Consider the following 12,283-nt stretch of genomic DNA (forward strand, 5'->3'; position numbering starts at 1 on the left):
TGCCCTAATCATTGTACAACAAGCTGAACCCGGTGCTGGCCGGAAACCTGGCCTACACCGGCTACAAGATCCTAAAGCTTTATCTCGGCGGCGCACTCGCGTCCCCACGCCAACCCCCCACTCCCTGACGACGACACGCACCGAGGCCCTACCGCCATGCTCAAGAACCTGTTGATCGTCAAACCCGTTGCCGCCATGCCGCACGTCGACGCCGGCGAACCCGTGGAGGGCAGCCTGTCCGGCGAAGCCAACCTCAAGCGCGTGCTCGGCGCGCGCCACCTGCTGCTGCTGGGCATTGGCGCGATCATCGGCGCCGGCATCTTCGTGATGACCGGCCAGGCGGCGGCCAACCACGCCGGGCCCGCGATCATGCTCAGCTTCGTCCTGGCCGGGCTGGCCTGCGCCTTTGCCGGCCTTTGCTACGCCGAATTTGCGGCCATGATCCCCGTGTCCGGCAGCGCCTACAGCTACACCTACGCCACCCTCGGTGAGGCCATCGCCTGGTTCGTCGGCTGGAGCCTGGTGCTGGAGTATCTGTTCGCCGCGTCCGCCGTCGCCGTGGGCTGGTCGGCGTACACGGTCAGCCTGATGGAGAACCTGGCCGGCATGGCCGGTTCGGACTGGAAGTTCCCCGCGTGGCTGGCTTCCGCACCCTTCACCTATACCAATGGCGAAGTGCTGACGACCGGCTCGCTGTTCAACCTGCCGGCCGTGCTGATCGTCTGCGCGGTGGGCGCGCTGTGCTACGTGGGCATGCGCCAGTCGGCCTTTGCCAACGGCATCATCGTCGCCATCAAGGTCACGGTGATCCTGGCCCTGATCGGCTTCGGTTCGCAGTACGTGAACCCCGACAACTGGGTGCCCTTCATCCCCGAAAACGAAGGCGGCGACCGCTTTGGCTGGGAAGGCGTGCTGCGCGGCGCGTCCATCGTCTTCTTCGCCTACATCGGCTTCGACGCGGTGTCCACGGCGGCCCAGGAAGCCAAGAACCCGCAGCGTGACATGCCCATCGGCATCCTCGGCTCGCTGGTGGTCTGCACGATCCTCTACATCATCGTCGCCGCCGTGCTCACCGGCATGGTGCCCTACACGGAACTGGGCACGGCCAAGCCCGTCGCCACGGCGCTGGAGCCCTATGCCGACCTCGCATGGCTGAAGCTTGCGGTCGAGATCGGCGCGGTCGCCGGCCTGAGCTCGGTGATCCTGGTAATGCTGATGGGCCAGCCGCGCATCTTCTTCGCGATGTCGCGCGACGGCCTGCTGCCGAAGTTCTTCGGCGCGGCACATCCCAAGTTCGGCACGCCGCACAAGGCAACCGTGGTGGTGGCCCTGGTGGCCGCGGCGCTGGCGGCGTTCTTCCCGCTGGGCGTCCTGGGCGACCTGGTGTCCATGGGCACCCTGCTGGCCTTCGCCACCGTCTGCATCGGCGTGCTGGTGCTGCGCAAGACCCGGCCCGACCTGCCGCGCGCCTTCCGCGTGCCGTTCGCCCCGGTGGTCTGCATCCTGGGCGCCGTCTCCTGCCTGGCCCTGGTGTTCTTCATGGGCTGGTACAACTGGGCGCTGCTGGGCGCCTGGACCGTGGTCGGCTTCACCATCTATTTCGGCTATGGCTATCGCCACAGCTACCTGCGCAACGGCACCTGATCCCGGACAAGACTCGGAACCAAACATGGACAATCACTCGATCCACGGCATGTGGTCCTCGCGCCTGGCCTTCATCCTCGCTGCCAGCGGTTCGGCGGTGGGCCTGGGCAACATCTGGCGCTTCCCCTACCTGGCCTCCGACAACGGTGGCGGCGCGTTCGTGCTGATCTACCTGGCCTGCATCGTGCTGGTGGGCCTGCCGATCATGGCCGCGGAAATCCTGATGGGCCGCCAGGGCCGCATGAGCCCGGTGAACACGCTGCGCAAGCTCACGCGCGAAGGTGGCCACAGCGGCGGCTGGACCGTGATCGGCTGGATCGGCATGGTCGCGGCGGTGCTGATCCTGAGCTTCTACAGCGTGGTCGGTGGCTGGACCATGCACTACACCTGGCTGTACATCGCGCAAATCTTTGGCGGCGCGCCGATCACCGATCCGGTCGCCACCTTCACCGGCATGCTGGCCAGCCCCGGCACCCTGATCTTCTGGCACAGCATGTTCATGCTGGTGACGGTCGGCGTGGTGGCGCTCGGCGTGGAAAAGGGCCTGGAGCGCGCGGTGAAGTTCCTGATGCCGCTGCTGTTCCTGATCCTGCTGGGCCTGCTGGGCTACGGCATCAGCACCGGCAACGTCGGGCAGGCCATCGAGTTCCTGTTCAAGCCCGACTTTAGCGAAGTCACCGGCGACACCCTGCTGGCGGCGCTGGGCCAGGCCTTCTTCTCGCTGAGCCTGGGCATGTGCGGCATCATGACCTACGGTGCCTACCTGCCCAAGGACATCTCGATCCCGCGCGTGGCCGTGGTGGTGTCGGCCACCGACACGTCGGTGGCGCTGCTGGCCGGCCTGGCGATCTTCCCGGTGCTGTTCACCTTCGGCATCGCGCCGGCGGGCGGCGGCCCGGGCCTGATCTTCACCTCGCTGCCGCTGGCCTTCAACGACATGCCCTTCGGCATCCCCTACGCGGTGGCGTTCTTCGGTCTGCTGTTCGTGGCGGCATGGACCTCGTCCATCTCGCTGCTCGAGCCGCCCACCGCGTTCCTGGTGGAGATGGGCAAGATGTCGCGCCGCACCTCGGCGATCGTGGCGGCGCTCTTCATCTGGGCCATCGGCCTGGTGACGGCGCTGGGCTTCAACGTCTGGCAGAACGTGCGGGTGTTCGGCCGCGACCTGCAGGGCGCCATCGAGTTCGTGGCGTCCGACCTGATGCTGCCGATCGGCGGCCTGCTGATCGCCATCTTCGCCGGCTACTTCCTCAGCCGCGACATTGCCCGCAGCGAGCTGTCGCAGCTGTCCAAGGCCGGCTTCGCCATCTGGCGCTTCCTGATCTGCATCGTCGCCCCCGTGCTCGTGCTGGTGGTCCTGGCGTTCAAGCTCTTCGGCTGATCCCGGGAACGCGATGACCGCCACCCCTGCCGCTCCCGTCGAAGCCGCCGCCCCGCTGCCGCGGCAGATCCCCTACATCATCGGCAACGAGGCCTGCGAGCGCTTCAGCTTCTACGGCATGCGCAACATTCTGGTGGAGTTCCTGGCGGCCAGCGTGCTGCTGGCGGCGCTGCCGATCCTGGACAAGCAGGGCTACGCAAAGGACATCTTCCACACCTTCGTGATCGGCGTGTACTTCTTCCCACTGCTGGGCGGCTGGCTCTCGGACCGCTTCTTCGGCAAGTACAACACCGTGCTGTGGTTCTCGCTGATCTACTGCGCCGGCCACGCCTGCCTGGCGATGTTCGAGGACAGCCGTTCGGGCTTCTTCACCGGCCTGTTCCTGATCGCGCTGGGCTCGGGCGGCATCAAGCCGCTGGTGGTGTCCTTTGTCGGCGACCAGTTCGACCAGACCAACAAGAGCCGGGCGCGCGTGGTGTTCGATGCGTTCTACTGGATCATCAACTTCGGCTCCTTCTTCGCCTCGCTGCTGATGCCGCTGGTGCTTCGCAACTGGGGCGCGGCCTGGGCCTTCGGCATTCCCGGCATCCTGATGTTCATCGCCACCTTCATCTTCTGGCTGGGGCGACGGCAGTACGTGAACGTGCCGCCCTCAGGCCCCGATCCCGACTCGTTCCTGAGCGTGATCCGCACCGCGCTGACCCGCGGCGGGCCGGGCCCGGGCAGCGTGATCGCCGCGCTGGCGATCTTCGTGGCGACGGCGATGCTGCTGCTGTGGGCCATCGGCGCCTCGATCTGGCCGACGGGCTGGGGCTTCGTGATCACGGCCTGCCTGGCGCTGGGCACGCTGATCGGCGGCGTGGGCTGGGGCGCCTCGATGCAGCTCGAGCGCGCCCGGGGCGCCCATCCGGACGCGGCCATCGAAGGCGTGCGCGCGGTGCTTCGCATCCTGATCGTGTTCGCGCTGGTCACTCCGTTCTGGTCACTGTTCGACCAGAAGGCCTCTACCTGGGTGCTCCAGGGCGGCGAGATGGTGATGCCGACCTTCTCCTCCCTTCCCGATGGCGTGGCCGCCTTCCTGCGTGGCTGGTTCGCCTCGCCTTCGCAGATGCAGGCGCTCAACCCGCTGTTCGTGATGATGCTGATCCCGTTCAACAACATCGTGCTCTACCCTGCCCTGCGCCGGTTCGGCTTCAACCCCACGCCGCTGCGCCGCATGGGCTGGGGCATCGCCTTCTCGGCGGTGGCCTGGGTAGTGGCCGGGGCGATCCAGCTGCAGCTGGACGCGGGCGCCAACCTGTCCATCGGCTGGCAGACCTGGCCCTACCTGCTGCTGACCCTGGGCGAGGTGCTGGTGTCGGCCACCGCGCTGGAGTTCGCCTACAGCCAGGCCCCGCAAGCGATGAAGGGCGTGATCATGGCCTTCTGGTACCTCACCAGCACCTTTGGCGGGCTGTGGGTGCTGCTGACCAACGTCAGCGTGCGGCATCCGGTCGTGATCTCGTGGATCAAGGGCCAGGGGTGGAGCGAAAACGCCTTCCTGATGTTCTTCTTCGCGGCCTTCGCCGCGGTGGCGGCCATGGCCTTCATCGCCTACGCGCGACGCTATCCGGTGCAGGACAACTACCGCCAGGCGTGAGGTTGCCCTGGCCTGGACCCGAAGCGGCTCAGGCCCACAGGGCCCGCAGGGCGGCGCCGCCGCCCACCAGCACCACCGAAAAATAGACCACCGACGCCAGCTGGGCCACGTGCCCGGCCAGAACCGCGCCGCCGTCGCGCTGGATGAAGCCGATCGAATACATCAGCAGCGCCACGCCGGGCAGCGTGTTGCTGAAGGGCAGGAAGCTCAGCGGCGCCATCAGCAGCAGCGCCGCCGAAATGAAGGCCAGGTTGCCCACGATCAACCAGCCGCGCTGCTCGGCCAGTTTGCGCAGCCGGTGTGGCCGGCTGACGCGCTCGAAGCGCTGGACCCAGCGCAGCCCGCCCGCCAGCGCGGCGCGCACGCGTGCGCCCGGCAGGCTGCGCTCGCGCAGGCGCCGCGGCAGCCACAGGGCGCGCCCCGTCAGCCGGCTGACGCCCACCATCAGGATCGCCGCGCCAAAGACGGTACTGACGCCGGGGATCGAAACCGGCACCAGGAACACCAGCACCATCATGGCCGTGAGCAACAGCAGGCCCTCGTCGCCGAACACATCCAGCAGCGCTCCCAGGTTGACGCCTTCGTCGGGAATCTGGTCGATCAGGCTCCGGAGCTGCTCGCCTAGCGAAAGCTCCTGCGGCGGCAGGGGGAGTTCGGTACTCATTCGGATCCGGTTCAACCCACCCAATCGGCCGCGGGCTTGATCTCGCCCGACTTCAGTCGCGCCAGGTAGCTGGCCAGCTCGCGCTTCACCACCGGCATCAGCAGGTAGACGCCAATCAGGTTCGGGATGGCCATGATGAACAGCAGGCCGTCCGCGATGTCCACGATGCTGGCCAGCGGCATGGTGCAGCCCACCACCGCCATGGCCAGGTAGAAGAACTTGAAGCCGTACAGGGCCACCTTGGATTCCTTGAACAGGAAGCTGGCGGCCTTGGCGCCGTAGTAGGCCCAGGTGATGGTGGTGGAGAACGCGAACAGCAGCACCACGAAGGCCAGCGCGTAGGGCATCAGCGGCGACACCGTGGCGAAGGCGTTGGAAGTCAGCTGCACGCCATCGGCGCCGCCCACCACGTGCTGGTTGGTGATGATGATGACCAGCGCGGTCATGGTGCAGATCACAACGGTGTCGATGAACGGTTCCCACAGCGCGACGAAGCCCTCGCTCAGCGGCTCCCGCGTCTTGACCGCGGAATGGGCGATGGCCGCCGACCCCAGGCCCGCTTCGTTCGAGAACGAGGCGCGGCGGAAACCCTGGATCAGGGCGCCAATGACGCCACCCGAGACGCCCTCGGCGGTGAAGGCGCCATCGATGATGGCCATGAACGCCGCCGGGACCTGCGACAGGTTGCTGAGGATCACGATCAGCGCGCCGACCAGGTACAGCGCCGCCATGCCCGGCACCAGCTTGGCCGTGACGCTGCCGATGCGGGTGATGCCGCCGATGACCACGACGCCACCCAGGACCGCGTACGCCAGCCCGAACCACAGACCGCCGTTCTCCATGCCGCCGTTGGTGACGTTGGCCACCTGCGCATAGGCCTGGTTGGCCTGGAACATCGCGCCGGCGCCGATGGCGCCCAGCATCGTGCAGACCGCGAACACCACCGCCAGCACCATGCCGAACCACGCGGCCTTGGGATAATTCGCGGCGATGCCGCGGCTGAGGTAGTACATCGGGCCGCCGGAAATCGTGCCGTCGGGCTTCTCCAGGCGGTACATCACGCCCAGCGTGCACTCGACGAACTTCGATGACATGCCCAGCAGGCCCGCGAGCACCATCCAGAACGTGGCACCCGGGCCACCGATGGTGATGGCAACCGCGACGCCGGCGATGTTGCCCAGCCCCACCGTGCCCGACACGGCCGAGGTCAGGGCGCGGAAGTGGCTGACCTCACCTGCGGACCCGGGGTCGCTGTACTTGCCCCGGATCAGGTCGAAGCCGTGCTTGAAGCCGCGGATGTTGATGAAGCGGAAATAGAGCGTGAAGATCAGCGCGGCCAGGATCAGCCAGCCGACGATCAGCGGGAACATCACCGGTGCCTCGTCCGTACCGCTGACGCGCACCGAGTAGAAGATCGCGCCGGACACCGCATCGGCCACCGGCCTCACCGCCGCATCGATCTGCTCGGCGAGGGTGGGTTCGGCCGCCGGTGCGGCGGGAATGCCCTGGGCCTGGACCCCGGAAACGATGGCCAGCCAGAGCAGGCTGATGATGCAGAAACGAATGAACATCCGTGGTGCTCCTCCCCGATACCAGCCCCGGAGTCTACCTAATCCGGCCCGGACGCGCGGCCCGCGCGGCGCGGGAGCGAAGTCCTAGGCCAGCGGTCCCGCGGTGTCGGCCGGGTTGTCGTCGCCCTCGTCGGCAGGGTCCTGCAGCGAGGCCGGCAGGCGCTTGGTGGGCGACACGCCCAGCTTGCGCAGCATTTCGGCCTGGCGCACCAGGTTGCCGTGGCCGGTGGACAGCTTGGACACCGCGTCCTGCTGGGCCTTCTGGGCCCGCTCCAGCGCATCGCCGACCTTGAGCATGTCCTCGGCGAACAGCACGAACTTGTCGTAGAGCTTCGAGGCGCGGTCGGAAATGGCCTTGGCATTGGCGTTCTGGTGTTCGGTGCGCCAGATCTGCGCCACCAGCTTGAGCGAGGCCAGCAGGTTGCTGGGCCCCACCAGGATGATCTTGCGGTCGAAGGCGTAGCCATACAGCTGCGGATCACGCCGAAGCGCCTCGAGGAACGCCGCCTCCACCGGTACGAACATCAGCACCAGCTCCGGGCTGGTGAGGCCCTCGAGCCGGCTGTAGTCTTTTTCGCCCAGCTGCTTGACGTGGTTGCGCAGCGCGACGCCGTGGCGGGCGAAATGCTGCTCGCGCTCGGCGTCGTCGGTGGCCTCGCAGGCGCGCTGATAGTCCACCAGCACCATCTTGGCGTCGATGACGATGCTCTTGTCGTCGGGCAGTCGCAGCAGCGCGTCGGGCCGGTAGCGGTCGCCGTCGCCGTCCTTGAAGCTCTCCTGGGTGAGGTAGTCGCGACCCTTCTCCAGCGCCGCGGTCTCGAGCAGTCGCTCGAGCTTGAGTTCGCCCCAGTAGCCCTGGCTGCGGTTGTCGCCGCTGAGCGCGCGGCTCAGCGTCTGTGCTTCCTGGCCCAGGGTCTGGTTCAGCCGCACCAGGTCCTCGATCTTGGAGTGCAGCGCCACGCGCGAGTTGTTTTCCTTCTCGTAAGACTCGCTGACCACCCTGCGGAAGCCGTCGATCTGCTCCTTGAGCGGGTTGAGCAACTGCCCGATCTGCTGCACGTTGGCTTCGCCGAAGCGCTTGGACTTGTCTTCCAGGATGTCGGCGGCCAGCGACTTGAACTCGGCCTTGAGCCGCTCCCGCGCGCCTTCCAGGTCGCGGTAGCGCTGTTCGGCGGATTGCTGCTGCTCCTGCAGGCGGGCCTCTAGGCCGGCGGTCCGGTTCTCGGCGGCTTCGCGGCCCTCGCGGACCTGGCGATAGTCGGCCTCCAGCCCGATCAGGCGAGCCCTGAGCTCGGCCGCCTGGGCGGTGGCGGACTGCAGTTCGCTGGCGGCACGCGCCAGCTCGGGTTCTCGCTCGCTGCGACCCACCGCCTGGGCCTGGGCCCACCGGCGGCGCGCCACGGCGACGGACGCAGCGGCAGAGATAATCAGGCCCAGCAGCAGGCCCAGCAGTGCGAAAGTGGTTTCAGAAGCGGACAAGACAATCCCCGACACCAGTGATGCCGGGGATTCTAGCCGCACCGGCGTCTCAGGGAACGAGACGCCCGGAGGTGGTTCAGGCCTTCTTGGCCCAGGCGCTGCACCAGGCGGCGGCCGGCACGCTGAAGCCCGGGAACAGGGTGCAGGCACCGGTGGCGGCGGTGAAGAACTGGCAGTTGCCGCAGTTCGAGCCCGGCTTGAAGATGGGCTCCTTGGTCTTGGTGGCGTCAAGGATGTACTTGAGCGCAACCGCCTGGGCGTTGTCGACCGGCAGCGGCTTCAGCGCCTGGGCCTGAACGGTGCCGATCAGGCCCGAGGCCACGAACGGCAACGCGGCGGTGGCCACGACGGCCTGGATGAGGAAGCGGCGGCGGGACGGAGTCTGGCTGGTCATGGGTTCACTCGGTTGGCTACGGACGATTCCGGTGGCTGGGTGCAGTTTAGCGCTCCCGGGTGAATGCAGCGTTGACGTGGGTCAAGACGCCATTCACGACCGCTTGGGCTAGACTTCCAAGGATGGAAAACCTGCCCTACGACCCCGCCCGGCTGGGCGCCTGCGCTGCGGAAATCGTCGCCAACACCCGGGAGCTTTCGGCCCTGGGCTGGACGCCGGCCACCAGCAGCAATTTTTCGATGCGCCTGGACGACCACCATGCCGCCATCACCGTCTCGGGCCGCGACAAGGGCCGGCTGTCGGTGGACGACATCATGGTGGTGGACTTGGCCGGCAAGGGCGTCGCCACCTCGCACCGGCCCTCGGCCGAGACGCTGCTGCACACGCAGCTCTACGCCCGCTACCCGGACATCGGCTGCGTGCTGCACACCCACTCGCGGGTGCAGACGGTGTCGTCGCGGCTGTTCGCGGCGCAGGGCCACGTGCACCTGGAAGGCTATGAACTGCTGAAGGCCTTCGCCGGCAACCAGACCCACGAAATGGCCATCGACGTGCCGGTGCTGCCCAACACCCAGGACATGCCCGCCCTGGCCGCCCAGGTGGAAGGCCTGCTCGACGCCGGCCCGCTCTGGGGCTATCTGATCGACGGCCACGGCCTGTACGCCTGGGGCCGCGACATGGCCGAGGCGCGCCGCCACCTGGACGCCTTCGAATTCCTTTTCGCCTGCGAACTCGACCTGCGGAGACTGCACGCATGAGCCGCCTTCGGATCTTCAACGACACCGACCCCGCCACCCCGCTGTTCGCCAGCACCGACCTGGCGGCCATCGCCGCACAGTTGCGGCAGATCGGCGTGCGCTTCGAGCAGTGGCAGGCGGCGCAGCCCGTGCAGCCGGGCGCCACGCCCGACGAGGTGATGGCCGCCTACCGCGCCGACATCGACCAGCTGGTGGCCGAGAACGGCTTCAAGTCGGTGGACGTGGTGAGCATCGCGCCCGACAGCCCGAACAAGGACGCCATGCGCGCCAAGTTCCTGGACGAACACTTCCACAAGGAGGACGAAGTGCGCTTCTTCGTCGCCGGCTCGGGCCTGTTCACCCTGCACGTGGACGGCAAGGTCTACGAAATCCGCTGCGAAACCGGCGACCTGATCGGCGTGCCCGACGGCACCACCCACTGGTTCGACATGGGCCCGGAGCCCAGCTTCATCGCCATCCGCTTCTTCACCGAGCCCGACGGCTGGGTGGGCCACTTCACCGGCACCGACATCGCCCAGCGCTTCCCGCGCTACGAGCCCGGGCAGGCCGGCTGAGTGAAAACCATCCTGACCGACATCGAAGGCACCACCAGCAGCATCTCGTTCGTGAAGGACGTGCTGTTCCCGTACGCGCGCCGCGCCCTGCCCGCCTTCGTGGCCGCGCACGGCGACGAGCCCGGCGTGCGCCACTGGCTGGACCAGGTGGCGACCGAACTGGGCGCCGTCTGCAGCGACGACGTCATCGTCGAGGCGCTGCAGGGCTGGATCGACGAAGACCGCAAGCACACCGCGCTCAAGGCGCTGCAGGGCATGGTCTGGGAGGCGGGCTACGACCGCGCCGACTTCCGTGCACATATCTACCCTGACGCCGCCAGCGCCCTGCCGGCATGGCGGGGCGCAGGGCATCCGATCGCGGTGTACTCCTCGGGCTCGGTGCCGGCGCAGAAGCTGTTCTTCGGCCACAGCGAGGCGGGCGATCTGCGGCCGATGGTGTCGGGCTGGTTCGACACCCAGATGGGCGGCAAACGCGAGGCCGAAAGCTATCGCCGGATAACCGCGGCGCTGGGCGTGCCGGCCGCCGCCGTGCTGTTCCTGTCGGACGTGGTGGAGGAACTGGACGCGGCGCGCGAGGCCGGTCTGGGCACCGTGCTGGTGGACAGGCGCCAGGACTACCCGCAGCCGCGCCTGGGCGAGGCCACGCACGGCCACCGCCGCGTGGAGAGTTTTGCCGACATCGAGCCGGAGGCCGGTTGACGCGCCGCAGTGCGCTGCTGCTCAGCCTGTGCACCGTGCCGCTGCTGGCAAGCGCGATCGGCTTTGGCGTGGGCTATGCCGCCAGCAAACTGGAGGGCAAGGCCGCCGCGCCGCCGCGGCAGGATGACGCCGCGCTGATGGTCCAACTGGCCGGCCTGGCGCCGCAGCGCCCGGGCCATCCGGACCTGTTCGTGCTGGGCTTCGCGGGCGACGGCAGCGAGCAGGTATTCGAAAACGAAGTCCTGTTCCTGCGCGACCTCGCGGGGCAGCGCCTGGACGCTGCCGGCCGGGTGATTACGCTTTCCAACCACGCCGCCACCCCGCCCGGCCAGCCATGGCCCGAAGCCACCCGCGCCAACCTTCGCAAAGCGCTGGCGGGCCTGGGTGAGCGCATGGATCGCGAACAGGACGTGCTGCTGCTGTATTTCACAACCCATGGCACCGAGGACCACCAGCTGCTGGTGCGCCGCGAAGGACGCCAGGATCGCCTGCTCACGCCCGCGATGATCCGCCAGGCCCTGGACGAGTCGGGCATCCGTCATCGCGTCATTGCGATCTCGGCCTGCTTTGCCGGCGGCTTCATCGATGCGCTTCTCGATCCAGACACGCTGGTGCTGGCCGCGGCGCGGCCCGACCGTGCCTCTTTTGGCTGCGGCAACGACTCGGCGGCGACGTTCTTCGGCCGCGCCTGGCTGGCGGGCGGACTGAACCACACCCTGGATTTCTCCGCCGCCTTCGACCAGGCGCGGCTGGCCATCGCCACCCGCGAGAAAGCTGAAACGCTCAGGCCTTCGCGCCCGCAGCTGGCGCGCGGCGATCGCATCGAGGGCACGCTGGCGGCGTGGCGGACCGGCGTCACGCCCGGCCCTTCGCTGCCCTACCCCTACACCGACCCCGAGGGCCTGGACGCCGAAGCGGCCGGACTCACTGCGCCGCGTCCACCAGCCGGTACGTCGCGCTAGCAGAGAGGATTCCGCGCCAGCGATCGTGCGTGCGCACCTGGATGCGATGCTCGCCGACCGCCAGATCGGTGGGCAGCGTGCCGCGCCACAGATGCGTGGACGCTGCGGCCTCGGGCGACCGGTCGTAGCCACGAAGGTTGGCCGCCTCGTCGTCCCGGGCGTTCTCGGCCAGCAGGCGTGGGTCGGCGCGGGCCACGCGCTGCATGGGCTGCCAGTCGCCATCGCCGATGCGGAATTCAACCACGGCATCGGGCAGCGCCATGTACACGTTGGCGTAGACGCCGAACGCGGGGTAAGCGCCGCGCCGCAGCACGCGCGGCGCATGCAGGCCGATGGCCTCGTCGCCTGCCCCGGTGGCGGCCTGCCAGGCCAGGCTGTAGTCGCCGCCCTGGTGCACCGACAGCTCGGCCCAGCCGCGCGGCGTACCGTCGGCCAAGGGGCCGGCCCGGACCCCCGCGGCGTCCGTGACCCCCCGCCCCAACGCACCCCCCGCCGCGCCCCCGGTGGATTGGTGGAGCACCGTGGCGCCGCGCCCCCC

General features: G+C 68.3%; 12 protein-coding genes. 7 read left to right on the forward strand and 5 right to left on the reverse strand.

Annotation, left to right across the window (positions count from 1 at the left end):
• Nucleotides 1–156: 156 nt before the first annotated feature.
• Genes K0M70_RS09140 through K0M70_RS09150 form a run of 3 tightly spaced genes read left to right on the forward strand, consistent with a single transcriptional unit; the run spans nucleotide 157 to nucleotide 4,664 of the window.
• Entirely contained in the window at nucleotides 157–1,644 is a 1,488-nt protein-coding gene (locus tag K0M70_RS09140) for an amino acid permease (RefSeq protein ID WP_290781507.1), read from the forward strand.
• Nucleotides 1,645–1,669: 25 nt separating this feature from the next.
• Complete coding sequence (locus K0M70_RS09145) at nucleotides 1,670–3,025, forward strand: sodium-dependent transporter (RefSeq protein WP_290781508.1); 1,356 nt, start codon at nucleotides 1,670–1,672, stop codon at nucleotides 3,023–3,025.
• A 13-nt stretch (nucleotides 3,026–3,038) separates the two neighbouring features.
• Nucleotides 3,039–4,664: an oligopeptide:H+ symporter gene (locus tag K0M70_RS09150; protein WP_290781509.1), complete on the forward strand. Its 1,626-nt coding sequence runs from the start codon at nucleotides 3,039–3,041 to the stop codon at nucleotides 4,662–4,664.
• A 28-nt stretch (nucleotides 4,665–4,692) separates the two neighbouring features.
• On the opposite strand, the gene K0M70_RS09155 is transcribed toward K0M70_RS09150, so the two are convergent.
• From K0M70_RS09155 to K0M70_RS09170, 4 genes are all read right to left on the reverse strand, one after another.
• Complete coding sequence (locus tag K0M70_RS09155) at nucleotides 4,693–5,328, reverse strand: exopolysaccharide biosynthesis protein (protein WP_290781510.1); 636 nt, start codon at nucleotides 5,326–5,328, stop codon at nucleotides 4,693–4,695.
• A gap of 11 nt (nucleotides 5,329–5,339) precedes the next feature.
• The gene (locus K0M70_RS09160; protein ID WP_290781512.1) at nucleotides 5,340–6,899 is read right to left on the reverse strand and encodes an alanine/glycine:cation symporter family protein; all 1,560 of its coding nucleotides are present in this window, start codon (nucleotides 6,897–6,899) and stop codon (nucleotides 5,340–5,342) included.
• A gap of 84 nt (nucleotides 6,900–6,983) precedes the next feature.
• Nucleotides 6,984–8,378 (reverse strand): DNA recombination protein RmuC, encoded by a 1,395-nt coding sequence (rmuC, locus tag K0M70_RS09165; protein WP_290781514.1) that lies wholly within the window; start codon nucleotides 8,376–8,378, stop codon nucleotides 6,984–6,986.
• A 76-nt stretch (nucleotides 8,379–8,454) separates the two neighbouring features.
• Complete coding sequence (locus K0M70_RS09170; RefSeq protein WP_290781515.1) at nucleotides 8,455–8,772, reverse strand: high-potential iron-sulfur protein; 318 nt, start codon at nucleotides 8,770–8,772, stop codon at nucleotides 8,455–8,457.
• A gap of 122 nt (nucleotides 8,773–8,894) precedes the next feature.
• Between K0M70_RS09170 and K0M70_RS09175 the strand changes: the two genes are divergently transcribed.
• Genes K0M70_RS09175 through K0M70_RS09190 form a run of 4 tightly spaced genes read left to right on the forward strand, consistent with a single transcriptional unit; the run spans nucleotide 8,895 to nucleotide 11,745 of the window.
• Nucleotides 8,895–9,530 carry a methylthioribulose 1-phosphate dehydratase gene (locus K0M70_RS09175; RefSeq protein WP_290781516.1) on the forward strand — a complete coding sequence of 212 codons (636 nt, stop codon included), beginning with the start codon at nucleotides 8,895–8,897 and terminating at the stop codon, nucleotides 9,528–9,530.
• Nucleotides 9,527–10,084 (forward strand): acireductone dioxygenase, encoded by a 558-nt coding sequence (locus K0M70_RS09180; protein ID WP_290781517.1) that lies wholly within the window; start codon nucleotides 9,527–9,529, stop codon nucleotides 10,082–10,084. Before K0M70_RS09175 ends, K0M70_RS09180 begins: the two co-directional genes overlap by 4 nt.
• A complete protein-coding gene (gene mtnC / locus K0M70_RS09185; RefSeq protein ID WP_290781518.1) occupies nucleotides 10,085–10,783 on the forward strand; it encodes an acireductone synthase in 699 nt (232 codons plus the stop codon).
• Nucleotides 10,780–11,745 (forward strand): C13 family peptidase, encoded by a 966-nt coding sequence (locus K0M70_RS09190; protein ID WP_290781520.1) that lies wholly within the window; start codon nucleotides 10,780–10,782, stop codon nucleotides 11,743–11,745. Before mtnC ends, K0M70_RS09190 begins: the two co-directional genes overlap by 4 nt.
• On the opposite strand, the gene K0M70_RS09195 is transcribed toward K0M70_RS09190, so the two are convergent.
• Nucleotides 11,708–12,283, reverse strand: a 576-nt coding sequence (locus K0M70_RS09195; RefSeq protein WP_290781522.1) for a calcineurin-like phosphoesterase C-terminal domain-containing protein, incomplete at its 5' end; no start/stop codon positions are given. The two genes, K0M70_RS09190 and K0M70_RS09195, sit on opposite strands and share 38 nt — an antisense overlap.

Origin of the sequence: Arenimonas sp., assembly GCF_019459675.1 — a bacterium.
Lineage (GTDB): Bacteria > Pseudomonadota > Gammaproteobacteria > Xanthomonadales > Xanthomonadaceae > Arenimonas.

What these genes read in the sequence shown, in the direction of transcription:
- K0M70_RS09140 (WP_290781507.1), top strand. Translation starts at nt 157, where the DNA reads ATGCTCAAGAACCTGTTGATCGTCAAACCCGTTGCCGCCATGCCGCAC.
- K0M70_RS09145 (WP_290781508.1), top strand. Translation starts at nt 1,670, where the DNA reads ATGGACAATCACTCGATCCACGGCATGTGGTCCTCGCGCCTGGCCTTC.
- K0M70_RS09150 (WP_290781509.1), top strand. Translation starts at nt 3,039, where the DNA reads ATGACCGCCACCCCTGCCGCTCCCGTCGAAGCCGCCGCCCCGCTGCCG.
- K0M70_RS09155 (WP_290781510.1), bottom strand. Translation starts at nt 5,328, where the DNA reads ATGAGTACCGAACTCCCCCTGCCGCCGCAGGAGCTTTCGCTAGGCGAG.
- K0M70_RS09160 (WP_290781512.1), bottom strand. Translation starts at nt 6,899, where the DNA reads ATGTTCATTCGTTTCTGCATCATCAGCCTGCTCTGGCTGGCCATCGTT.
- K0M70_RS09170 (WP_290781515.1), bottom strand. Translation starts at nt 8,772, where the DNA reads ATGACCAGCCAGACTCCGTCCCGCCGCCGCTTCCTCATCCAGGCCGTC.
- K0M70_RS09175 (WP_290781516.1), top strand. Translation starts at nt 8,895, where the DNA reads ATGGAAAACCTGCCCTACGACCCCGCCCGGCTGGGCGCCTGCGCTGCG.
- K0M70_RS09180 (WP_290781517.1), top strand. Translation starts at nt 9,527, where the DNA reads ATGAGCCGCCTTCGGATCTTCAACGACACCGACCCCGCCACCCCGCTG.